The sequence below is a fragment of the Methylobacterium sp. J-043 genome, assembly GCF_022829505.1.
Taxonomy (GTDB): Bacteria; Pseudomonadota; Alphaproteobacteria; order Rhizobiales; family Beijerinckiaceae; genus Methylobacterium; species Methylobacterium extorquens_A.
Window position 1 is genome coordinate 94,842 of the sequence record NZ_JAKSYB010000026.1, and the last position, 20,948, is coordinate 115,789.

21 protein-coding genes are annotated in these 20,948 nt (G+C 69.6%); 11 read left to right on the forward strand and 10 right to left on the reverse strand.

The genetic code is table 11. From position 1 onward, the window contains the following. The first annotated feature begins 54 nt into the window (after nt 1–54). Both MKK50_RS02855 and MKK50_RS02860 read left to right on the forward strand, forming a co-directional pair. On the forward strand, nt 55–1,263 hold the full coding sequence (locus MKK50_RS02855; protein ID WP_499020270.1) for an acetyl-CoA C-acetyltransferase: 1,209 nt from the start codon (nt 55–57) through the stop codon (nt 1,261–1,263). Nucleotides 1,264–1,390: 127 nt separating this feature from the next. Then, nucleotides 1,391–1,888 (forward strand): DUF2059 domain-containing protein, encoded by a 498-nt coding sequence (locus MKK50_RS02860; RefSeq protein ID WP_253370979.1) that lies wholly within the window; start codon nt 1,391–1,393, stop codon nt 1,886–1,888. A 66-nt stretch (nt 1,889–1,954) separates the two neighbouring features. Here MKK50_RS02860 and MKK50_RS02865 read toward each other — a convergent pair whose 3' ends face one another. Further along, nucleotides 1,955–2,752 (reverse strand): EAL domain-containing protein, encoded by a 798-nt coding sequence (locus tag MKK50_RS02865; protein ID WP_499020272.1) that lies wholly within the window; start codon nt 2,750–2,752, stop codon nt 1,955–1,957. Between the two features lie 121 nt (nt 2,753–2,873). Between MKK50_RS02865 and MKK50_RS02870 the strand changes: the two genes are divergently transcribed. Together MKK50_RS02870 and MKK50_RS02875 are read left to right on the forward strand one after the other, a co-directional pair. After that, nucleotides 2,874–5,075 (forward strand): FAD-dependent oxidoreductase, encoded by a 2,202-nt coding sequence (locus MKK50_RS02870; RefSeq protein ID WP_499020274.1) that lies wholly within the window; start codon nt 2,874–2,876, stop codon nt 5,073–5,075. Nucleotides 5,076–5,177: 102 nt separating this feature from the next. Next, nucleotides 5,178–5,342 (forward strand): YqaE/Pmp3 family membrane protein, encoded by a 165-nt coding sequence (locus MKK50_RS02875; protein WP_253370984.1) that lies wholly within the window; start codon nt 5,178–5,180, stop codon nt 5,340–5,342. Here the strand turns inward: MKK50_RS02875 and MKK50_RS02880 are convergent. Beyond that, nucleotides 5,318–6,244: a LysR family transcriptional regulator gene (locus MKK50_RS02880; RefSeq protein WP_499020276.1), complete on the reverse strand. Its 927-nt coding sequence runs from the start codon at nt 6,242–6,244 to the stop codon at nt 5,318–5,320. The genes MKK50_RS02875 and MKK50_RS02880 overlap by 25 nt on opposite strands. Nucleotides 6,245–6,365: 121 nt before the next feature. Between MKK50_RS02880 and MKK50_RS02885 the strand changes: the two genes are divergently transcribed. Continuing rightward, on the forward strand, nt 6,366–6,812 hold the full coding sequence (locus MKK50_RS02885) for a DMT family transporter (RefSeq protein WP_253370988.1): 447 nt from the start codon (nt 6,366–6,368) through the stop codon (nt 6,810–6,812). A 6-nt stretch (nt 6,813–6,818) separates the two neighbouring features. Here MKK50_RS02885 and MKK50_RS02890 read toward each other — a convergent pair whose 3' ends face one another. The 3 genes from MKK50_RS02890 to MKK50_RS02900 are packed head-to-tail and all read right to left on the reverse strand — an operon-like array spanning nt 6,819 to nt 10,137. Continuing rightward, a complete protein-coding gene (locus MKK50_RS02890; RefSeq protein ID WP_499020278.1) occupies nt 6,819–7,301 on the reverse strand; it encodes a secondary thiamine-phosphate synthase enzyme YjbQ in 483 nt (160 codons plus the stop codon). Then, on the reverse strand, nt 7,298–9,082 hold the full coding sequence (locus MKK50_RS02895) for a cisplatin damage response ATP-dependent DNA ligase (protein WP_499020279.1): 1,785 nt from the start codon (nt 9,080–9,082) through the stop codon (nt 7,298–7,300). The genes MKK50_RS02890 and MKK50_RS02895 overlap by 4 nt, the downstream gene beginning before the upstream one ends. Continuing rightward, nucleotides 9,079–10,137, reverse strand: a complete 1,059-nt coding sequence (locus tag MKK50_RS02900; protein ID WP_499020280.1) for a ligase-associated DNA damage response exonuclease — start codon at nt 10,135–10,137, stop codon at nt 9,079–9,081. Before MKK50_RS02900 ends, MKK50_RS02895 begins: the two co-directional genes overlap by 4 nt. Before the next feature lie 45 nt (nt 10,138–10,182). On the opposite strand from MKK50_RS02900, the gene MKK50_RS02905 reads away from it, so the two are divergent. Together MKK50_RS02905 and MKK50_RS02910 are read left to right on the forward strand one after the other, a co-directional pair. Then, nucleotides 10,183–11,178: a class I SAM-dependent DNA methyltransferase gene (locus MKK50_RS02905; RefSeq protein WP_499020282.1), complete on the forward strand. Its 996-nt coding sequence runs from the start codon at nt 10,183–10,185 to the stop codon at nt 11,176–11,178. A gap of 35 nt (nt 11,179–11,213) precedes the next feature. Next, nucleotides 11,214–11,972 carry a YoaK family protein gene (locus MKK50_RS02910; protein WP_253370996.1) on the forward strand — a complete coding sequence of 253 codons (759 nt, stop codon included), beginning with the start codon at nt 11,214–11,216 and terminating at the stop codon, nt 11,970–11,972. A gap of 13 nt (nt 11,973–11,985) precedes the next feature. Here MKK50_RS02910 and arfB read toward each other — a convergent pair whose 3' ends face one another. Next, on the reverse strand, nt 11,986–12,408 hold the full coding sequence (gene arfB, locus MKK50_RS02915) for an alternative ribosome rescue aminoacyl-tRNA hydrolase ArfB (protein ID WP_060770601.1): 423 nt from the start codon (nt 12,406–12,408) through the stop codon (nt 11,986–11,988). Nucleotides 12,409–12,442: 34 nt separating this feature from the next. Then, nucleotides 12,443–12,721 (reverse strand): BolA family protein, encoded by a 279-nt coding sequence (locus MKK50_RS02920; RefSeq protein ID WP_499020283.1) that lies wholly within the window; start codon nt 12,719–12,721, stop codon nt 12,443–12,445. 167 nt (nt 12,722–12,888) lie between these two features. Between MKK50_RS02920 and MKK50_RS02925 the strand changes: the two genes are divergently transcribed. The 3 genes from MKK50_RS02925 to cobT all read left to right on the forward strand — a co-directional run bounded on the left by MKK50_RS02925 (nt 12,889) and on the right by cobT (nt 16,951). Further along, the gene (locus MKK50_RS02925; protein ID WP_499020284.1) at nt 12,889–13,596 is read left to right on the forward strand and encodes a J domain-containing protein; all 708 of its coding nucleotides are present in this window, start codon (nt 12,889–12,891) and stop codon (nt 13,594–13,596) included. A gap of 343 nt (nt 13,597–13,939) precedes the next feature. Next, complete coding sequence (gene cobS / locus MKK50_RS02930) at nt 13,940–14,923, forward strand: cobaltochelatase subunit CobS (RefSeq protein WP_253371002.1); 984 nt, start codon at nt 13,940–13,942, stop codon at nt 14,921–14,923. A 120-nt stretch (nt 14,924–15,043) separates the two neighbouring features. Further along, nucleotides 15,044–16,951: a cobaltochelatase subunit CobT gene (gene cobT / locus MKK50_RS02935; protein ID WP_499020286.1), complete on the forward strand. Its 1,908-nt coding sequence runs from the start codon at nt 15,044–15,046 to the stop codon at nt 16,949–16,951. A gap of 110 nt (nt 16,952–17,061) precedes the next feature. On the opposite strand, the gene MKK50_RS02940 is transcribed toward cobT, so the two are convergent. Together MKK50_RS02940 and MKK50_RS02945 are read right to left on the reverse strand one after the other, a co-directional pair. Beyond that, complete coding sequence (locus MKK50_RS02940) at nt 17,062–17,274, reverse strand: hypothetical protein (protein ID WP_499020288.1); 213 nt, start codon at nt 17,272–17,274, stop codon at nt 17,062–17,064. Between the two features lie 95 nt (nt 17,275–17,369). Continuing rightward, on the reverse strand, nt 17,370–18,299 hold the full coding sequence (locus MKK50_RS02945; RefSeq protein WP_499020289.1) for a transporter substrate-binding domain-containing protein: 930 nt from the start codon (nt 18,297–18,299) through the stop codon (nt 17,370–17,372). Between the two features lie 170 nt (nt 18,300–18,469). Here MKK50_RS02945 and MKK50_RS02950 point away from each other — a divergent pair, with 170 nt between their 5' ends. Further along, a complete protein-coding gene (locus tag MKK50_RS02950; protein ID WP_499020471.1) occupies nt 18,470–20,296 on the forward strand; it encodes a glycosyltransferase family 2 protein in 1,827 nt (608 codons plus the stop codon). Here the strand turns inward: MKK50_RS02950 and MKK50_RS02955 are convergent. Beyond that, complete coding sequence (locus tag MKK50_RS02955; protein ID WP_499020291.1) at nt 20,247–20,837, reverse strand: SCO family protein; 591 nt, start codon at nt 20,835–20,837, stop codon at nt 20,247–20,249. The genes MKK50_RS02950 and MKK50_RS02955 overlap by 50 nt on opposite strands. Between the last annotated feature and the right edge of the window lie 111 nt (nt 20,838–20,948).

Below are 20,948 nucleotides of genomic sequence, written 5' to 3' on the forward strand. Positions count from 1 at the left end.
TCCCCTCCGTGGGAGAGGGAGATGCTGGCGACCGGGGATACGAGGAAGCGCACGATGACCGAGGCCTACATCTACGATCACGTCCGCACCCCCCGCGGGCGTGGCAAGCCGGACGGCTCGCTACACGAGGTGACGGCGCTCCGCCTGGCGGAAACGGCTTTGCGCGCCCTCAAGGACCGAAACGGGCTCGACACGCGGCAGGTCGACGACGTGGTGCTCGGCTGCGTCGATCCGGTCGGCGAGGCCGGCGGCGACATCGCTCGCGCCGCGGCGCTGGTGGCCGATTACGGCACCCACGTACCCGGCGTGCAGATCAACCGCTTCTGCGCCTCCGGCCTCGACGCCATCAACTTCGCCGCCGCGCAGGTCATGGCCGGCCAGCACGACCTCACCGTGGGGGGCGGCGTCGAGTCGATGAGCCGCATCGGCCTCGGCGCCTCGGGCGGCGCCTGGCCGGTCGATCCGGCGATCGCAGTCAAATCCTACTTCATGCCGCAAGGCGTCTCGGCCGACCTGATCGCCACCAAGTACGGCTTCACCCGCGACGATTGCGACGCCTACGCCGTCGAGTCTCAGAAGCGCTCGGCCCGGTCCTGGAACGAGGGCCTGTTCAAGAACTCGGTCGTGCCGGTGCGGGACATCAACGGCATCACCCTGCTCGACCGCGACGAGCACATGCGGCCGACCACCGACATGCAATCGCTGGCGAGCCTGAAGGCCTCCTTCGTGCAGATGGGCCAGATGGGCGGCTTCGACGCCGTCGCCGTCGATGCCCATCCGGATGTCGAGGCCGTGGAGCACGTCCACCATGCCGGCAACTCTTCGGGCATCGTGGACGGGGCGGCGGCTGTGCTGATCGGTTCGCGCGAGGCCGGCGACGCGGCGGGCCTGCGGCCGCGTGCCCGCATCCGGGCGTTCGCCAATATCGGCTCCGATCCGGCGCTGATGCTGACGGGCCCGGTCGATGTCACGCGGAAGGTGCTGGCGCGGGCCGGCATGAACCTGTCCGACATCGACCTTTTTGAGATCAACGAGGCTTTCGCCTCGGTGGTGCTCCGCTTCCAGCAAGCCTTCGACCTCGACCCGGCGCGGGTCAACGTCAACGGCGGCGCCATCGCCATGGGCCATCCGCTCGGGGCCACCGGGGCGATGATCCTCGGCACCGTGCTCGACGAGCTGGAGCGCACCGGCAAAGAGCGGGCGCTCGTCACCCTGTGCATCGGCGCCGGCATGGGCACCGCGACGATCATCGAGCGGGTGTGATCGGACCGGGCGGCGTCACGCCGCCGCCCTGACCCTGCCATCGGCGCGCAAACGCTGCTAAGGGCCTCTCACGCCGCGCCCTTTTCGACCGGGGCGGCCCCAGAACGCCAATGGGAGAAACGCCACGATGAAGATGACGAAAGCCGCCCTCTGCCTCGCCGCCGTGCTGGTCCTGCCGCTCGCGGCGCAGGCCGACGACAACGCGGACAAGCTCGCTGTGGCCACCAAGCTCACCGAGAAGACGGTGCTGAAGAACCTCGACACCGGCTTCGGCGGCGCGCTCGAGAAGACCGTCTCCACCATGCCCGAGGACAAGGCCGAGAAGGTGCGAAAGGAGGCCAAGGCCGAGTTCGACAAGCAGCGCAAGGAGCTGCTCGACGGCCTGTCCAAGCAGTATGCCGACAAGTTCAGCCTCGACGAGCTGAAGGAGCTCGACAAGATCTACGAGGACAAGACCTACCAGAAGTTCCAGGCCGTCAACGCCGACCCGAAGTCGGAGGTGAACCTGCTCTCGCAGGCGGTGGTGACGCGGCTCTTGAACATGCTGACGCTCGCCGCCGCCAGCGACCAGACCGGCGGCGCTCCCGGCGGCCTGCCCGGCGGCATGCCGACGCCGGCCAAGTAGGCGCGCAAGTCGGCGAGTGAGGGCTTGAGGATGAGCGGCGCGGCGGGCAGCTTCGGGGAAAGGGCGTCAGGCGACGCGCTTCACCCCTGCGCCGTCGGCCGCGAAACCCGCCACCGGCGGCAGGGCCTCCAGCGCCGGACGGGCGAAGTGGTAGCCCTGCAGCAGGTCGATGCCGAGGCCGTGCAGCGCCTCGGCCTCGGCCGCGGTCTCGATGCCCTCGGCGATCACCGCGACGCCGAGCGCCCGCGCGATCTGGGTGATGCCGCCGACGATGGTGCGGCGCCCGGCATCCGCATCGATGCCGCGCACGAGATCCATGTCGATCTTGATGAGGTCCGGGCGGAAATTGGCCAGCAGGCCGAGGCCGGCATAGCCCGCGCCGAAATCGTCGAGCGCCGTGAGGAAGCCCTGCCGCCGGTACTCCGTGACGATGCGCTGGACATGGGTGATGTCTTGGAAGCGCTCGTTCTCGGTGAACTCGAAGTTGAGGCGCCCGTTGTCGAAGCCGACCCGGCGGGCGGCCTCCAGCGAGGCGCGGATGCAGGCCGCGGGCTCGTAGACCGCGTTCGGCATGAAGTTGATCGACAACTTGGTGTCGCCGCCCGGCGGGAACAGGCGGCCGGCCAGTTCGATCGCCTTGACCCGCGCCGCCTGATCGAACCGGTAGAGCGTCTCCTCGGTCACCCGAGACAGGATCGAGCCGGCGGACTCGCCGGCCGGTCCGCGCACCAGCGCCTCGTAGCCCCAGACGCGCGCGTTGGCGACGTCGACGATGGGCTGGAAGGCCATGGTGAAGGTAAAGTCGAGATCCGCCCCGTCGCGGCAGGCTCGGCAAGCGGTTCGCGGTCCGGCGTCCGTCTTCATGATCCGTCTGGAGTTTGGTGTGGAGAGCCGGGGCTGATCGCGCACCCGTTGCATCCGCCATGACGAGCCCTCCTTGTTAAAATTCCGATACGGCCAGGCTCTTTTCCTTCGAGGCTCCGCGATGACCGCAACCGAGAATTTCCGCTTCGAGACCGATGCCGACGGCATCGCGCTCGCGACCTGGGACATGCCGGGCCGTTCGATGAACGTCATCACCATGGAGGTGATGGCGGAGCTGGAACGGATCGTCGACGCGGTCGTCGCCGACGAGGCGATCAAGGGCTGCGTCATCGTCTCGGGAAAGAACAACTTCTCCGGCGGCGCCGACCTCACCATGCTCCAGGGCCTCGGGGTCGAGTACGAGCGGTTGAAGGCGAGCGAGGGCGAGGAAATCGCCATGCGCCACTTCTTCGAGGAGTCGCGCCGTCTCAGCCTCGTGTTCCGCAAGCTGGAGACCTGCGGCAAGCCGTTCGCGGCGGCGGTGCACGGCCTCTGCCTCGGCGGCGCGTTCGAGCTGGCGTTGGCCTGTCATCACCGGGTGCTCGCCGACGACGACAAGACCCGTGTCGGCCTGCCCGAGATCAAGGTCGGCCTGTTCCCCGGCGGCGGCGGCACCCAGCGCGTGTCCCGTCTGATGCAGACCGGCGACGCGTTGCAGATGCTGTTCAAGGGCGAGCAGATCCGTTCGCTCATGGCCAAGAACATGGGGCTGGCCCACGCCGTCGCCCCGGCCGCGGAGATCGTCGAGCGGGCCAAGGCCTGGATCCGCGAGGGCGGCTCGGCGGTGGCCCCCTGGGACGTGCCGAAGTTCAAGGCGCCCTCCGGCAAGGTCTACTCGCCCGCCGGCATGATGATCTGGCCGCCGGCCAACGCGATCTACCGCCGCGAGACCCACGACAACTACCCCGCCGCCAAGGCGATCCTGGCTTCGGTCTACGAGGGCCTGCAACTGCCGATGGATCTCGGCCTCCGGGTCGAGAGTCGCTACTTCGCCCACATCCTGCGCACCAAGGAGGCGCAGGCGATGATCCGCACCCTGTTCATCTCCATGGGCGAGATCAACAAGGGCGCCCGCCGCCCGAAGGACGTGGAGGCGACGAAGGTCGGCAAGGTCGGCGTCATCGGTGCCGGTTTCATGGGCGCGGGCATCGCCTACGTCACGGCGCAGGCCGGGATGGAGGTCGTGCTGATCGACCGCGATCAAGAGGCGGCCGATTCCGGCAAGGCGCATTGCCACAAGCTCATCACCGGCCAGATCAACCGCGGCAAGGCCAAGACCGCCGACCGCGACGCCCTTCTCGCCCGCATCACCGCGACGCCCGATTACGGCGCCCTGTCCGATTGCGACCTCGTGATCGAGGCGGTGTTCGAGGACCCGAGGGTCAAGGCCGAGGTGATCGCGAAGGTTGAGGCCGCGTTGCCGGAGCACGCGATCTTCGCCTCCAACACCTCGACCCTGCCGATCTCAGGGCTCGCCCAGACCTCGAAGCGGCCGCAGCAATTCGTCGGCATCCACTTCTTCTCGCCGGTCGAGAAGATGCTGCTCGTGGAGATCATCCGCGGCAACCAGACCGGCGACCGCGCGGTGGCCACCGCCCTCGACTACGTCCGCGCGATCAAGAAGACCGGCATCGTCGTCAACGATTCCCGCGGCTTCTTCGCCAACCGCTGCGTGCTCGCCTACATCCAGGAGGGCCACAAGATGCTCGCCGAGGGCGTGCCCCCGGCGATGATCGAGAACGTAGCGCGGATGGCCGGCATGCCGGTCGGCCCGCTCTCGCTCAACGACGAGGTGGCGCTCGATCTCGGCCTCAAGATCATGCGGGCGACCGAGGCGCAGCTCGGCGAGGGCGCCGTCGATCCGGATCAGAAGCGGCTCCTCGTCGCGATGGTCGAGACGCATGGCCGGCTCGGGCGCAAGAACAAGCGCGGCTTCTACGATTATCCCGAGGGCGGCCAGAAGAAGCTCTGGCCGGGGCTTGCCGAGATCCAGCCGAACCAGCTCGACCCGGAGGGGATCGACGTGGAGGAGCTGAAGCACCGCTTCCTCGTGGTGCAGGCGCTGGAGGCGGCCCGCACGATGCAGGAGGGGGTGGTGACCGATCCGCGCGAGGCGGATGTCGGCTCGATCCTCGGCTTCGGCTTCGCCCCGTTCACCGGCGGCGCGCTCTCCTACATCGACTTCATGGGCGCGGGGGCGTTCGTGGAACTGGCCCGTGGGCTCGAAGCCCGGCACGGCGCCCGCTTCACCCCGCCGGACAACCTCCTGGCGATGGCCGAGTCCGGGGGGCGCTTCTACGACGCCTTGAGGCAGGCGGCGTAACGATCCGGCCGGCCCTCCCTTATGGGGAGGGCCGGCATGCGGAACCGAACGGCTCCGCTTTCGTTCACCGCCCGACCGCAGTGAGCGAACCGGAGTGTCCCTTTGTCGAGCCTCATCAAGATCCTGATCGCGTTCTTCCTGCCGCCGATCTCGGTGCTGATGACGCATGGATTCGGGATTCAATTCCTCTTCAACATCCTGCTCTGCCTGCTGTTCTACCTACCGGGCTCGCTCCACGCGCTCTACCTGCTGCTGAGCGACCGCTGACCGGATCCCATCCCCAGCCCGAGGGCGTCGCGCTGCGCCCTCAGGTGATCCATCAGGCGTGCGGCGATCCGGCCCGGCGGGCGACCTGCCGGGTGGATCATCACGGTCTCGATGGACAGACGTGGTCGGAACGGCCGCAGCACGATCGGCAGGCCGGCGAGATTGCGCGCCGGTAGCGGATCGACGATGGCCACGCCCAGGCCTTCGGCCACGAGGCCGCACCGCGCCGCCGTGTATTGCGCGGTGAAGCTGATGGCCGGCGCGATGCCGGCCTCCGCAAACGCCGCCTCGACCCTTTCCTGAAACACACTCGGTGCGCCCGCGATCAACGGTTCGCTCGCGAGGTCCGCGACCGTGATGGTCGTCTTGCGCGCCAAGGCATGCCCGCGGGGCAGCGCGCACACCGCATCGGCGGCGAGGAAGGGTTCGCTGGCCACCCCTTCATGGCCCGGACGCCACCGCGCGAGGCCGACATCGCATTGCCCCGATGCCACCCAGGACCAGATCGTTTCGGGGCTCGGCACCAGCACCGCGACGTGGATGCCGGGATGTTCCCCGTTCAGATCGCGGATGGCACGGGGCAGCAGGCGCGCCGCGAGCGAGGGCTGGCAGGCAGCGCGGAGCGGACCAGTGCCGAGATCACGAATCCGGCCCGCGGCCTCGCGCAGGGCATCGAGCCCGGCATAGGTCCGCTCGACCTCGCGGGCGAAGGCTTCACCCTCTTGCGTCGGCAGGGCGGCGCCGTGGCCGCGCACGAACAGCGCAAATCCGAGATCGGTCTCAAGCTGCGCGATGGCGCGGCTGACATGCGGCTGGCCGATGCCGAGCGCCGCAGCGGCCCGCGTCATGCCGCCGTGGCGCAGCACCGCACGAAACAGATCGAGATGGGCCGGGTTCATCATGCCTCATCTGCATGGACTGCGCCGTTCGAGGCATTTGACGTCATGGAGCTTCGCGGTCGTCAATGCACCGGCCGCGTTGTGCCAGGCGCCTGCCTGCACCCATCAATGAGGCCGAGGGCCGATGTTCCGTCTCCTGCTTCCCTCCCTCCTCGCGCTCGGCGCGGGCATCAGCATCGTCGTGCAGCAGGTGCTGAACACGCGCCTGCGGGCGGAACTCGGGTCGGCGGCCTGGGCCGGCTTCGCGAGCTACGCCGTCGGCCTCGCCTGCATGGCGCTGCTGGTTCTGGCCCTGCGCGATCCCGTTCCCGCGGCAGGCGTGGCGGCGCGGGTGCCGGGGTGGGCCTGGAGCGGCGGCCTGTTCGGCGCGCTCTTCATCGGGTTGGCCATCGTTCTCGTGCCGCAACTCGGCGCGGCGGCCTTCATCGCACTGCTCGTCGCCGGGCAGATGCTCGCCTCGGTCACCTTCGACCATTTCGGCTGGATGGGCCTCGCCCAGCGCTCCCTCGACGGGCCGCGCCTGATCGGCGTCGCCTTGCTCGTCGGCGGCGTGATCCTGATCCGCCGCTGACGGGCGTCACGCGCCGACGGCGTGCAGCACGATCTCCCGCCGGTGGCCGCGGTCGCGGTGCTCGATCAGGTAGATCCCCTGCCACGTCCCCAGCGCGAGGCGGCCGTCGCGCACGGGGATGGTGAGGCCCGAATCGGTCACCATCGTGCGGATATGGGCGGGCATGTCGTCCGGCCCCTCCAGGCCGTGGACGTACTGACCGTGGCGGGGCGCGAACCCGTCGAGCGCGGTCATCAGATCGACGCGCACATCGGGGTCGGCGTTCTCCTGGATCGTCAGCGAGGCCGAGGTGTGCCGGCAGAACACGCTGGCGAGGCCGGCGCGGAGGCCGCTCTGCGCGACGAAATCCGCCACCGCTTCGGTGATATCGGTGAAGCCGGGGCCGGGCGTCGCGACCGTGATCCGCGCACTCGCCTGCCGGGTCACGTCCCAGGCCGAGAAACCGTCGAGCGGCCCGATCTTTCCAGCACTTCTGCCAGACTGCCTCATTCCGACGTCTCCATACTTGCGCCCGGCGCGACCTCGCGCTCGCCGCGCGCCAGAATCCGTTCCAGCACCTCGATCCGGTCGGCCTCCGCGGCCGGCTTGTCCCAGCGGATGCGGCTGACGCGGGGGAAGCGCATCGCCACGCCCGACTTGTGCCGGGTCGAGCGCTGCACGCCCTCGAACGCGATCTCCAGCACGAGCCCGGCCTCGCGGCCGTAGGCGACCTCGCGCACCGGGCCGAAGCGCTTGGTGGTGTGGTTGCGGACGTAGCGGTCGAGCTTTTGCAACTCGGCATCGGTGAAGCCGTGATAGGCCTTGCCGACCGGCACCAGCTCCTCGCCCTCGGCCCCCTCGCGCCAGCAGCCGAAGGTGTAGTCCGAGTAGAAGGACGAGCGCTTCCCGTGGCCGCGCTGGGCGTACATCATCACCGCGTCGACCACGTAGGGCTCGCGCTTCCACTTCCACCACGGGCCCTTGGGGCGGCCGGGCAGGTAGGGGCTGTTGCGCCGCTTGAGCATCACGCCCTCGATGGCGTCGGCATCCGCTCCCGCACCTGCGGAGGCCGGGTCGGCGCGGGCGGCGGCGACTTCGTCCCAGGTCGCGAAGTCCACGAGCGGCGACAGGTCGATGCGAGCATGGTCGAGCCGCCGCACCAGGGCCTCCAGCCGGGGCCGGCGCTCGCCGAAGGGCAGGCCCCGCAGATCCTCGCCCTCGGCCGACAGCACGTCGTAGGCGCGGACATGGGCGGGGAACTCGTCGAGCAGCTTGCCCGTCACCGCCTTCCGATTAAGCCGTTGCTGGAGCACGTTGAAGCTCTGGACGCGGCCTTCCCGCAGGATCAGCAGCTCGCCGTCGAGGGCGCCCTCGAAGGTGATCGCCTCGGCGAGATCGGGGAAGGCCTCGGAGATGTCCTCGCCGGTGCGCGAGTAGACCTTCTGCACCTGCCGGCCTTGGGCATCGCGTCCACCCGCGAGCTGGACGCGGATGCCGTCCCATTTCCACTCCGCCGAGAACGCCTCCGGTTCGAGCTTGTCGAGGTCTTCGAACTCCTCAACCGGGTGCGAGAGCATCGGCGGGCGGAACGGGGCCGGGTTGCGGCTCTCCGGCCGCTCGCCCCGTCCCTCCACCCAGGCGAACAGCTCGGTATAGGGCGCCTTAAGCCCGTGCCAGACCTCCTCGACCGCATCGGCCTCGTGGCCGCCGAGCGCGCCGACCGCCGTCTTGGCAAGACGGGCCGAGACGCCAACGCGCAGGTTGCCGGTGACGAGTTTCAGGAGCGCCCAGCGCCCGGTCTCGTCGAGCGCGTCGAGCCAGCCTGCCAGATGCTGCGGCAGTTCGCGCTTCGGGGTGGTGGCGAGGGTTTCGACGACTTCGGCGAGGGTGGGAACGGAGGGCGGCGGGTTGTTGTGGCCGATGGCCGGCGCATCCCCTCTCCCCGCGTGCGGGGAAAGGGCTCCGGCGACCCTGTCGTCGCGACCCTCCCCCCGCGTGCGGGGAGAGGCGGTCTCCTCCGGCCCCGGCCAAATCAGTGCGGTGGTCTCGGCGAGATCGCCCACGTAGTTGTGCGAGAGCGCGAACAGCACCGGATCGATGCGCTCTTCCACCAGCCCGCGGATCAGTGCCGGCTTGGCCTCGCGGAAGGTGAGGCCGCCGGTCATGGCGGCGAGCGCCCAGCCACGCTCCGGGTCGGGGGTGCCGGCGAAGAAATCCTGGAGCAGGCGCAGCTTGGCGTTGCGGCGCGGCTCGTAGGCAAGGCGGTCGAGGAGATGGGCGAAATCGTTCACGCCGAAGCCTCCTCCATCCGCGGGTCGTGTCCCGGATCGGGCTCGGCCTCGCCGTCGTCGCCATACCCTAAGAGGTGCAGCGGCTTGGCGCGGATGCCGCGCGTGCCGCACCAATGCACCAGCGCATCTTCCTGGCCATGCGTCACCCAGACCTCCTCGGCCCCCGTGTCGAGGATCGTCCGGCAGAGGTCCGGCCAGTCGGAATGGTCGGAGATGACGAGCGGCAGCTCGACGCCCTTCTGTCGGGCGCGGGCGCGCACCCGCATCCAGCCCGAGGCGAAGGCGGTGACCGGATCGGGGAACTTTCGCGACCACACATCCTGGATCGAGGAGGGCGGGCAGAGCACGATGGCGCCGTGCAGGGTCTTCCGGTCGGCGGCGGCCACTTTCGGCGTCTCGCCGAGCGGTACGCCCTCCCGCTTGTAGAGTTCGGTCAGCTTCTCCATCGCCCCGTGCAGGTGGATCGGCCGGTCCCAGCCCTCTTCGCGCAGCAGCGCCATCACCCGCTGCGCCTTGCCCAGCGCGTAGGCGCCGACGATGTGGGCGCGCTCGGGAAACAGCGTCACCGAGTCGATCAGCTTGCGCACCTCGCCCCGCGTATCAGGATGGCGGAAGACCGGCAGGCCGAAGGTGGCCTCGGTGATGAACACGTCGCAGGGCACCACTTCGAACGGCAGGCAGGTCGGATCGGGGGCGCGCTTGTAGTCGCCGGAGACGACGATGCGTTTGCCCTCGCGCTCGATGGCGATCTGCGCCGAGCCGAGCACATGCCCGGCGGGGGCGAAGAACACGGTCACATCGCCGATCCGCATGCGGTCGCCGAGCCGCGCCTCCTGGCGGGCGGTACAAAAGTCCTCGCCGTAGCGTACGGCCATGATCCGCAGGGTCTCGGGCGTGGCCAGCACCGTGCCGTGGCCGGCGCGGGCGTGGTCGGCATGGCCGTGGGTGATCAGCGCCCGCTCGACGGGATGCGTCGGATCGACGTGAAAGCGCCCGAGCGGACAGTAGAGGCCCTCGCGGGTCAGGGTGAGGAGATCGGAGGCGCGCTGCGACATCGTCCGGGATATAGGGCAAAGGTTTCTCACCGCCGCAAACGCACGATGTCCCGACAGCGCTCCTCCGGTGATCTCCTCGCCGACCGCCGCTACGCCTATGCCGAGGCCTGTCTCATCGAGGACGACCCCGCCGGGGCGGCGGAGATGGCGGAGCAGGCGCTGGAACGCGCTCCCGGCTACGCACCCGCATGGTTTCTGCTCGGGCGCGCCCGCGAGACCGTGTTCGGGCAGAGCCGCGACGCGACCGACCGGCGGGCGGCGCTCGCGGCCTTCGGGCGGGCGCTCGAGCTCGATCCGGAGGATGCGCTCGGAAGCCGCCTGCATCTCGCCGCGCTGGGAGGGGGCGACGCGCTCGCGGCGATCTCGCCGGCCTATGTCCGCGCCCTGTTCGACGGCTACGCCCCGCGCTTCGAACGGCATCTCGTGGACGAACTCGGCTATCGCGGGCCGGCGTTGATGGTCGCGGCTCTCGACGCGCTGGCGCCGTCTGACCCGACCGGTGCGCCGCAACACTTCCCGAACGGGCTCGATCTCGGCTGCGGCACCGGTCTGATGGGGCGGGCGCTCGCGGGCCGGGTGGGACGTCTGGCCGGTTGCGACCTCTCCCCCGCCATGCTGGCGCTGGCCGGCCGCACCGGGCTCTACGAGCGCCTCGCCGAAGCCGACCTCGTCACATTCCTATCGAGCGAACCGGAGGCCTCCGCCGACCTGATCGTGGCCGCGGACGTCTTCATCTATCTGGGGGATTTGACGTCGGCCCTGTCCGGGATGGCCCGCGTGCTGCGGCCCGGAGGGCTGGCCGCCTTCACCGTTCAATCGCCGCAACCGGAGGAAACGGGCGTCGCGCTCGGTGCCGACGGGCGCTACGCCCATGCCGACACCTACCTGCGAGAGGCGGCCGAGCAGGCTCGTCTGGCCATTGCCGAGATGCGCCCGGCGGCCATTCGGCGCCAAAGGAAGGCGGACGTGCCGGGGCGCATCTTAATCCTACACAAACACTTGATCCCAGGCGGTGCAATGGACGCAACCGGACAGCCGTAATACCGTTGTGCTGCGCAGCAACATTAGAGGAACCGATGGCTGACGAGTCGAACAAGGCCTTTCCGGCAAGTCCCGTGACACGTGTACCCATCGCACTGATGCTCGCAGGCACCGCGGGGGCCGCCGACTCGATCGGCTTCCTCGAATTCTCCCAGCTCTTCATGTCGTTCATGAGCGGCAACACCACGCGGTTCGGCGTGGCCGTCGCCGGCTTCGACTGGGACGGCACCACCCGGTTCGCCAGCGTGATCGCCCTGTTCTGCTTCGGTGCCTGCATCGGCACGCTGATCGCGGCCTGGTCCGGCCGGTTCCGGCTGTCGGTCCTGCTCATCATCCAGGCGGTGCTGTTCGCCATCGGCCTGTTCGTCCCGTTCGGCACCACGGCCTTCCCGCTCCACGCCTACCCGATCGTGCTGGCGCTCGGCATCCAGAACGCGACGCTTCAGGATGAAGCGGGCCGCAGCCTCGCCATCACCTACGTCACGGGAACGGTGGTGCGCTTCGGTGCGGGCATCGCCAACCTGATCCTGCACAAGCCTAACCCCTCGTTCTGGCTGCAGGCGCCGCTCTGGGGCGCGCTCAGCACGGGCGCCGTGATCGGCGGCTTCCTGCACGGCTGGTACGGCGAGCGGGCCTTCCTGTTCCCGGCCAGCCTCGCGGCGCTGCTGGCTGTGGTCTCGCTGGTGCTGACGGTCCTGCTCAAGGACACGCCCTACGTTTCCGGCGTGGCAGCTCCGCAGCCCGACGCGCATCCGGAGGCGAAGCCGACGGCAACCGTTCCCGCCGCGAGCTGATACGCGGCGACCGTCAATCGTCCCCAGGGCCGCCGCGCAGCCGCTTGACGCTGCTGCGGCGGCTTTTTTCATCGAGGCGCCGCTTCTTCGAGGCCAGCGTCGGCCGGGTGGCGCGGCGCGGCGTCGGCGGCACCGCCGCTTCCGCCACCAGCGCCGCGAGCCGTTCGCGGGCATCGGCCCGGTTGCGCTCCTGCGTGCGGAAGCGCTGGGCGTTGATGACGAGCACGCCCTCCCCCGTCAGCCGCCGGCCGGCGAGCCGCATCAGCCGCACCGCCACGGCATCGGGCAGGCTGCGGGAACGGCGCACGTCGAAGCGGAGCTGCACCGCGGTGGACAGCTTGTTGACGTTCTGCCCGCCCGGACCCGAGGCGCGCACGAACGTCTCCTCGAGTTCGGCCTCGTCGATCTCGATCAGCGGCGTGCACTGGAGCGCCACGGCGGCTTCCCTTCCATGATCGGGCCGTTCGGCCTCAACCGGCCTCGCCCGGCGTTCGGGCGCGCAGGGCCAGGGCGTGCAGCCCGCGCTTGAAGGCCTCGTCGAGAAGGCCGTTGACGATCCGGTGGCGTTCGACCCGGCTTTTTCCCTCGAAGGCTGCCGAGACGACATCGAGCCGGAAATGGGTCTCGCCCTCCGGCCGGGCGCCGGAATGGCCGGCATGGAGGTGCGACTCGTCGGTCACATCGAGCGCTGTCGGTGCCAACTCGGCCTCCAGGCGCCCGGCGATCCAGTCCTTCAGGGTCCCGGTCATGGTGTCCTCGCTGCGAACGGTAGCGCTTGGGCCGTGCTTCGGCCCTGTGTCGGAGGCGTTTGCCCGGCGCGGTCCCGGCACAAAAGCGTCAACCCCGGATCGATGCATGCGGCATCAGGCCCGACGGCCTTTTCGTTGGCGCGTCCGCCCCTCATAATCGGCCCGTCATGGATCTCAACTCGCCGCTGTTCGACCGCATCCGTATCAAGCCGACCTGTGACGATCCCAAGCCGGGAGCGAAGACGGGGGCGAAGGCCGGCGCACGCGCGAAGGCCAGTGCGGCCACGGCCGAGGCGGGCTGCGAGGCGGAGGGCTGCACCCATCCCGGCCTCTACCGCGCGCCCAAGGGACGCAAGCAGGAGGGGCAGTACTGGCGCTTCTGCATCGACCACGTGCGCGCCTACAACGCCTCATACAACTACTTCGACGGCATGAACGACGCCGCGGTCGAAGCCTACCAGAAGGATGCGATCATCGGCCATCGGCCGACATGGTCGATGGGTATGAACGCGGCCGCCGCCACGGCCGAGGGTAAGGCCAAAGGGGCAAAAGGCGGCCAGCCCGAGGCCGAGCGGGATTGGGCCTATGCCGATCCGCTGGGCATCCTGCGGGCGAACGGGGTCGGCGGCGGGGCGGCGGGCCGGCGTCAGGCCGAGCCGGAGCCGCAGCGTCCGCGCCACTCGGCGGCGGTGCGCAAGGCGCTCGACGTGATGGGGCTCGACGAGAACGCCGACACCGCGGCGATCAAGGCGCAGTACAAGACACTGGTGAAGCGCTTCCACCCCGACGCCAACGGCGGCGATCGCTCCTTCGAGGAGCGTTTGCGCGACATCATCCGCGCCCACGACATCCTGCGCGGCGCCGGGCTGTGCTGACCCGCGCTGCCCTCCCTTGCTGTCACTGAGCCGGGTGCAAAGCCGGCGATCCGAACGGGCAATGCACCGAATGCCGGTCCGTCCGGCAGCGGGTGGGGCAGCAAATGTCCGCGCGCGCCCTATATTTCCCGGATACCGCTTCCTCGTGAAGCCGGCTTCCCCGGATGAACCCTTCTCCTCGCCGAGCCTTCTTTCTGGCTGAGCCCCCTTGGCGATGCCGAGGGGCGGCGATTAAGGAAGACATCCACCCGCTTGCCCGCGGGCCGACCGGCAGGTGAGTGACGATTGAAAGCGTGGTCGTGTGGGCGTCTTGCCCGTCCCGGCCGCCCCGATGAGGTTCCGTATGCTGTCTGACGAAACGCCCGCCTCCCTGCCCGACCGCCAGGTTTCCGTCCGCGAGGTGTTCGGCATCGACCTCGACCTGAAGGTGCCGGCCTATTCCGAGCCCGAGGAGCACGTGCCGGATCTCGATCCGGACTATATCTTCGACCGGGAGACGACGCTGTCGATCCTGGCGGGCTTTGCCCGGAACCGTCGCGTGATGGTCACCGGCTATCACGGCACCGGCAAGTCGACGCATATCGAGCAGGTCGCGGCACGGCTGAACTGGCCCTGCATCCGGATCAACCTCGACAGCCACGTCTCGCGCATCGACCTCGTCGGCAAGGACGCCATCGTCCTGAAGGAAGGCAAGCAGGTCACCGCCTTCCAGGACGGCATCCTGCCCTGGGCGCTGCAGAACAACGTCGCGCTCGTCTTCGACGAGTACGATGCCGGCCGCCCCGACGTGATGTTCGTGATCCAGCGCGTGCTGGAACTTTCCGGCCGCCTGACTCTGCTCGACCAGAAGCGGGTCATCCGCCCGCATCCGGGCTTCCGCCTGTTCGCCACCGCCAACACGGTCGGCCTCGGCGACACGTCCGGCCTCTATCACGGCACCCAGCAGATCAACCAGGGCCAGATGGATCGCTGGTCGATCGTGACGACGCTGAACTACCTGCCGCACGACCGCGAGGTCGACATCGTGCTCTCGAAGTCGCCGCACTACCAGAACGAGGGCGGGCGCGACACGGTGAGCCGGATGGTGCGCGTGGCCGACCTGACCCGCAACGCGTTCATGAACGGCGACCTCTCGACCGTGATGAGCCCGCGCACGGTCATCACCTGGGCCGAGAACGCCGACATCTTCCGCGATATCGGCTTCGCCTTCCGGGTGACGTTCCTCAACAAGTGCGACGAGCTGGAGCGGCCGCTCGTGGCCGAGTTCTACCAGCGCGCCTTCGGCAAGGAGCTGCCCGAGAGCGCGCTCAACGTCGCCTTGAGCTGACCTGACGGTGGCGTCCCCGCCCGCGCTCGGCGTGCGGCGGGGACGGCGCCTCTCTCCCCGTGACCGGGGGCGATCCCCCGGCCGGGCCTCCGAACTCGATCCGGTGGCGTCCGCGAAGATATGGCCCTGACCAACCGCCCCAAGACCGGCGACCGCAAGGAGCCCGGCGCCGAGCCGCTGAAGCGCTCGGTGGCCGGCTGCCTGCGCGCCATCGCCAAGCGGCCCGACATCGAGGTCACCTATGCCAGCGATCGGCCGGCGCTGATCGGGGACAAGGCGCGCCTGCCGGAGCCGACCCGGCGGATCACGTCCGAGGACGCGGCGATCCTGCGCGGCCACTCCGATTCGATGGCGCTCCGCCTCGGCTGCCACGACACGAGCGTCCACCGCCGCCTCGCCCCCGACAACGCCGCGGCGCGTGCGGTCTACGACGCGGTCGAGCAGGCGCGCGTCGAGGCGATCGGTTCGCGCCGCCTGGACGGCGTGGCCGCCAACATCACCGCGATGCTGGAAGACCGCTACCACCGCGGCGGCAAGTACGAGAACATCACCGACCGCGCCGACGCGCCGATGGAGGATGCCGTGGCGCTGATGGTGCGCGAGCGCCTTACCGGACAGAAGCCACCGCCGGCCGCCGCCCGGATCGTCGAGCTGTGGCGCGAGCATATCGAGGCCCGCGCCGGCAAGAACCTCGACGGATTGCTCGGCTCGCTCGAGAACCAGCGCAGCTTTGCCCGCTCGGTGCGCGATCTCCTCTCCTCCCTCGATATGGCCGACGAGACGCCCCTCGATCAGGACGACGAGAGCGACGAGGACGAGAACCAAGCCCAGGACGACGAGCAGCAGCCGAGCGAGGGCGAGGCGGAGGAGCAGAGCCAGGGCGACCGCGCCGAGATCGAGGTGACCGACGAGGCCACCGACGAACTCGACGAGGGCGCCACCGAATCCGCCGACGCCCCCTCCGGCGAGCTGCCGGAGGAGGCCGAGGATGCGGAGTCCGAGGAGGCCTCCGAATCCTGGCGGCCGCCGAGCCAGCGCGGCAACGAGCGCACCGGCCCGGACTACAAGGTCTACAACCCGCGCTTCGACGAGACCGTCGAGGCCGAGGATCTGTGTGACGCCGAGGAACTCGCGCGCCTGCGCAGCTATCTCGACAAGCAGCTCGCCCACCTTCAGGGCGTCGTCGGCCGCCTTGCCAACCGTCTCCAGCGCCGCCTGCTGGCGCAGCAGAGCCGTGCCTGGGACTTCGACCTCGAAGAGGGCCAGCTCGATCCGGCCCGGCTCGTGCGCGTCGTCACCGATCCGTTCCAGCCGCTCTCCTTCAAACAGGAGAAGGATACCGACTTCCGCGACACCGTGGTCACGCTACTGCTCGACAATTCCGGTTCGATGCGCGGGCGCCCGATCACCGTGGCTGCGACCTGCGCCGACATTCTGGCTCGCACGCTGGAGCGCTGCGGCGTCAAGGTCGAGATTCTCGGCTTCACCACCCGCGCCTGGAAGGGCGGCCAGTCCCGCGAGGCGTGGCTCGCCGGCGGCAAGCCGCCCGCCCCCGGCCGCCTCAACGACCTGCGCCATATCATCTACAAGAGCGCCGACGCCCCCTGGCGCCGTGCGCGGAAAAACCTCGGGCTGATGATGCGCGAGGGGCTCCTGAAGGAGAACATCGACGGCGAGGCGCTGGATTGGGCCCACAAGCGCCTGCTGGCGCGGCCGGAGCAGCGCCGCATTCTGATGGTGATCTCCGACGGGGCGCCGGTCGATGACTCGACGCTGTCGGTCAACCCCGGCAACTATCTCGAACGCCACCTGCGCTACATGATCGAAGAGATCGAGACCCGCTCGCCGGTCGAACTGCTCGCCATCGGCATCGGCCATGACGTGACGCGCTACTACCGCCGCGCCGTGACGATCATCGACGCCGAGGAACTCGGCGGCGCGATGACGGAAAAGCTCGCCGAGCTGTTCGAGGAGAACACCGGCGCGTTACGCGGCGGCGGGATGAAACGGGTGGCCGGGCGGCGCTGAACGGGCGGTTCCGAAGGGCGCTGCTCGCCTGTCGGAGCCGACCCGTCCGTCTTTGTCCTAAGGGGCTGTCAATCAGGGTCCGGCGCCCGCGGCGGCCGGAATGAGAAGCGTCAGCGGGAGCCGTCCGGGCAGCCGCTCCGCCGCGTCTCGGGTTTCAGGATCATCCGTCCTTCGAAGCCGTCGTAGCCGCCGCTGTAGGAGAAGCGGCTCAGCGCGATCTTGCTTTTCCGTTCCGAGGTGAGGTCGCCATCCGGCCGCGTCTTGCTGGCGTCTCCGACGCGGTGGCGCGCCTTCCCGGATGAGGTGCTGTACGGCTTGCGCATTCTCGATGTTCCATTCGGGCCTTGTACGGGCCGGGATCTGCAGTTCTCCGTGGGGGTCTTCGCCCTTCCCGACAGGTAGGGCGATCCGCGGCGGGTCAGAACGGACTGACCGGAAAAAATCGCAGATACAGCTCGGCGTACTTCCCGTCGTCCCACACCCGCTGCAAGGCGTCGTCGAGGGCGCGGGCCAGTGCCGCGTCCTCGGTGCGGGTGACGAAGCCGATGCCCTCGCCGAAATAGCGGTTCTCGAGGTAGTCGCCGCCGGACGTGGCGCAGCAGCCTTCCGCCTCCTGGCCGTTCAGCCAGAGCGCGAGGCTCAGGCCGTCGGCGAACAGATACTCGACCTCGCCGCGCTTAAGCGCGCTCTGGGCTGCCGAGAGATCGGTGAAGGTCTTTCGCGTGGCGTTGGGGAAGACGGCCTTGAGAAAGGCTTCGTGGGCGCTGCCTTCGACGATTCCGATGCTCCGCCCGGCGAGTGCGGTCGCCGAGGGGGCGGGCAGGTTGCGGTCCTTGCGGGCGATGAAGCGGGCGGGCCAGCGGAAGTAGGGCCGCGTCGCCAGGAAGCGCGCGCGCAGGGCCGGCGTCAGGGGAATGGCGGCGGCCACCACGTCGCCCTGCTTGTCCGCCAGCGCATCGAGCAGCGTGTCGAAGCGGCGCGCCTGCACCGTGCACATCACCGTCAGCCGCTCGCAGACCGCGCGGGCGAGTTCCACGGCAAAGCCGGTCGGCGTCCCGTCGGGCCCTGCGAAATGCAGCGGCGGAAACTCGTCGTCGGTCATGAATCGCACCGCCCGCCCGGTCTGGGGCGCCTCGACCCGCTCGCCGCGGGCTCGGGGATTCCAAAAATTCGGAATGACCACGGAGGGAGGCTCGCCGGCGGGGGGAGCAGGCTGTTGTGCCTGTGCAACGCCTGCGAGCAGGCTCAGCAGAATACCCGCGATCGCGGCGGGCAAGGCCCGCCACCGTCTTGACGCAGGGGTTGAGGCGGCGGAGCGATACACGTCCGTGGAAAGGTCGAGGCCCATACCTTTCCCTAGCACGGCGTGGGGCTGCGGGGAGCCGCCCCCTGTTCGACCTTGCCGATGGAAGTCACGCGCAAGCACCCGCTGTCCCCGTGAAAGCGGGCACGGGCGCGGCCGATACGTCGGATTCCGGCCGGTGGCCGGCCGAGATCGCCTTCCTCGCTGGCGAAGGCGTGTCGCCACGGGTACTGGACCGGGGATGCGCCGTCGCCCGCCGCTGCGGGACGGATGCAGCGACCGCCCTGCTGAACGAGGGTCTGGTCTCCGAGGACGCGTTCTACCGGGCCCTGGCCCGGCGGCTCGGGACGGTGTTTCTCGATGCCCCCATCCGGCTCGGCGACGGCCTGCGCTATCCGCACTGCCTCGTCGTCGGCGCCGCACCGCTCGCGCCCGGTTCGGCCGCCCTGGTCGTCACCGCGCCTCATGGCCCGGCCATCGCTCGTCTGATCCGGGCCGTGGAGCGCTTGGAGTCGCGGCCGGCCGTGACGACGCCGACGCGCCTCAGGCTGGCGGTGTTCGCTCAGCACGGTGCCGGCATCGCCTCGGAGGCGTCCGATGCCCTGGGCCGTCTGCGACCCGAATGGTCCTGCCGACCGGGCCCTCATGCCCTCGACCTTGCGCTCGGAGGCACCGCGCTCGCGCTCTTCGTCGGGCTCGTCCGTCTGCCCAGCGTCATTGGCTTCGTTCTGCTGGCGCTGGTCCAGGCCCTGATGCTGGCGCTGCTGACCTTCCGCCTCGCTGCGGTGGGTACCGGAGCGGCCAGACCCTTCGGGATGCGGCCCGTGCTCCTCACCGATGCCGCGCTTCCGACCTACACGGTGCTCGTCGCCCTCTACCGGGAGGCGGCGGTGGTGCCGCGTCTCGTGCGGACGCTGGCGCGGCTCGATTATCCGGCGGCCAAGCTCGACATCAAGTTCCTGCTGGAGGCCGACGATGCGGAGACCGCCGCAGCGCTCCGCGCCATTCCGCTGCCGACCCGGTTCGAGATCGTGACGGTGCCCGACGGCCAACCGCGCACCAAGCCGCGGGCCCTGAACGCGGCGCTGCCGCTGGCCCGCGGCACGTATCTCGTCGTGTTCGACGCGGAGGACGTGATCGAGCCCGACCAGCTCCGGCGCGCGGCCACGCTGTTTGCATGGTCATCCCCCTCGATCGCCTGCCTCCAGGGCCGCCTCGTCATCGACAACGAGGGGGACGGACTATTGCCCCGACTGTTCGCGATCGAGTACGCCGCCTTGTTCGACGTGCTGGCTCCGGCGCTGGCGGCGTGGCGGATGCCGATCCCGCTCGGCGGAACCTCGACGCATTTCCGCACGCGGGTGCTCCGGTCGCTGCACGGATGGGATGCCTGGAACGTGACCGAGGATGCCGATCTCGGCTTGCGCCTCGCCTTGGCGGGTTACCGGGTCGGCGATCTGCCGAGTTCCACCTACGAGGAGGCGCCGAGGCGGCTGAAGGCTTGGCTGCGCCAGCGCACCCGGTGGATGAAGGGTTTTTTGCAGACCAGCTTTACCCACGGCCGGCGCCCGCGCGCGGTCTATCGCCGTCTCGGGGCGGCGGAGACCCTGTGCGCCCTGGCCTTCGTACCCGGCACGGTCGCCTCGGCATTGTTCTACCCGTTCCTGATGGCGGGCAGCCTCGGGGAGCTGTTCCTCGTACCGGCCGACGACACCGTGCTGGCGCATCTCACCCGGGCCGGGGCCTGGACCATCTTCTTCGCCGGCCTTGCGGCGATGTGGCTGCCCGGCTTCATCGGCTGCCTGCGGCGGGGCTGGGGCGATCTCCTGCCCTTCGTCCTGCTGCTGCCGCTCTACCATCTGCTGGTCAGCCTCGCGGCGTGGATGGCGATGGTCGAGTGGCTGCGCGATCCGCACCGCTGGGACAAAACCGAGCACGGGCTGGCCCGCACCTCCCGCACGGGAGCGCTGGGGCGGCGCCCGCTGGGTGATGTCAGATCCGCTTCGACAATTCCGCCGCCGTCTCCGCCGCCGGCCGGCTGAGGTTGACCGCGCCGACGAAGCCGTTGCGGGCGTCCATCAGGTAGACGAGCGCGGTGTGCTCCATCGTGTAGTCGCCGCTCGAACTCGGCACCTTCTTGGCGTAGGCGCGGAACGTCTTGACCGTCGCCGCGACCTGCTCCGAGCTGCCGGTGAGGCCGGTGATGCGCGGGTCGAAGCTCGACAGGTAGGTCTTCAGCGATGCGGGCGTGTCGCGCTCGGGGTCGACGCTGACGAAGGCGACCTTCATCGCATCCGCCTTGGGGCCGAGCGCCGCCAGCACGTCGCTGATCTGCTGGAGCGTCGTCGGGCAGACGTCGGGGCAATGGGTGAAGCCGAAGAACATCAGGTAGGGCTTGCCGGCGAAATCGCGCTCGCTGACCGTCGCGCCGTCCTGGTTCACCAGGGTGAAGGGACCGCCGATGCCGCTCGGGCCGTTCTGCGGATGCTGCGGCACCAGCGTCATCACCAGCGCGACGGAGATCGCCACGAGGCCGGCCACGAATGCGGCGAGTGGCAGGAGAACGCTGCGGGACGGACGCATGGGGCCCTCGAAGGCAGGTCTGTGGAGGCGGCGCGACGGGCGAGGCGGCCGCATGAAAATGGCCCGACCCACGGCATCGCCGATAAGGGAAGCGGCGGTCCGAGCGTGTCG

Bases quoted from the DNA above. Each gene is read 5' to 3' on its own strand.
- MKK50_RS02855 (WP_499020270.1), top strand. From the start codon at position 55: ATGACCGAGGCCTACATCTACGATCACGTCCGCACCCCCCGCGGGCGT.
- MKK50_RS02860 (WP_253370979.1), top strand. From the start codon at position 1,391: ATGAAGATGACGAAAGCCGCCCTCTGCCTCGCCGCCGTGCTGGTCCTG.
- MKK50_RS02865 (WP_499020272.1), bottom strand. From the start codon at position 2,752: ATGAAGACGGACGCCGGACCGCGAACCGCTTGCCGAGCCTGCCGCGAC.
- MKK50_RS02870 (WP_499020274.1), top strand. From the start codon at position 2,874: ATGACCGCAACCGAGAATTTCCGCTTCGAGACCGATGCCGACGGCATC.
- MKK50_RS02880 (WP_499020276.1), bottom strand. From the start codon at position 6,244: ATGATGAACCCGGCCCATCTCGATCTGTTTCGTGCGGTGCTGCGCCAC.
- MKK50_RS02885 (WP_253370988.1), top strand. From the start codon at position 6,366: ATGTTCCGTCTCCTGCTTCCCTCCCTCCTCGCGCTCGGCGCGGGCATC.
- MKK50_RS02890 (WP_499020278.1), bottom strand. From the start codon at position 7,301: ATGAGGCAGTCTGGCAGAAGTGCTGGAAAGATCGGGCCGCTCGACGGT.
- MKK50_RS02900 (WP_499020280.1), bottom strand. From the start codon at position 10,137: ATGTCGCAGCGCGCCTCCGATCTCCTCACCCTGACCCGCGAGGGCCTC.
- MKK50_RS02905 (WP_499020282.1), top strand. From the start codon at position 10,183: ATGTCCCGACAGCGCTCCTCCGGTGATCTCCTCGCCGACCGCCGCTAC.
- MKK50_RS02910 (WP_253370996.1), top strand. From the start codon at position 11,214: ATGGCTGACGAGTCGAACAAGGCCTTTCCGGCAAGTCCCGTGACACGT.
- MKK50_RS02920 (WP_499020283.1), bottom strand. From the start codon at position 12,721: ATGACCGGGACCCTGAAGGACTGGATCGCCGGGCGCCTGGAGGCCGAG.
- MKK50_RS02925 (WP_499020284.1), top strand. From the start codon at position 12,889: ATGGATCTCAACTCGCCGCTGTTCGACCGCATCCGTATCAAGCCGACC.
- cobS (WP_253371002.1), top strand. From the start codon at position 13,940: ATGCTGTCTGACGAAACGCCCGCCTCCCTGCCCGACCGCCAGGTTTCC.
- cobT (WP_499020286.1), top strand. From the start codon at position 15,044: ATGGCCCTGACCAACCGCCCCAAGACCGGCGACCGCAAGGAGCCCGGC.
- MKK50_RS02940 (WP_499020288.1), bottom strand. From the start codon at position 17,274: ATGCGCAAGCCGTACAGCACCTCATCCGGGAAGGCGCGCCACCGCGTC.
- MKK50_RS02945 (WP_499020289.1), bottom strand. From the start codon at position 18,299: ATGGGCCTCGACCTTTCCACGGACGTGTATCGCTCCGCCGCCTCAACC.
- MKK50_RS02955 (WP_499020291.1), bottom strand. From the start codon at position 20,837: ATGCGTCCGTCCCGCAGCGTTCTCCTGCCACTCGCCGCATTCGTGGCC.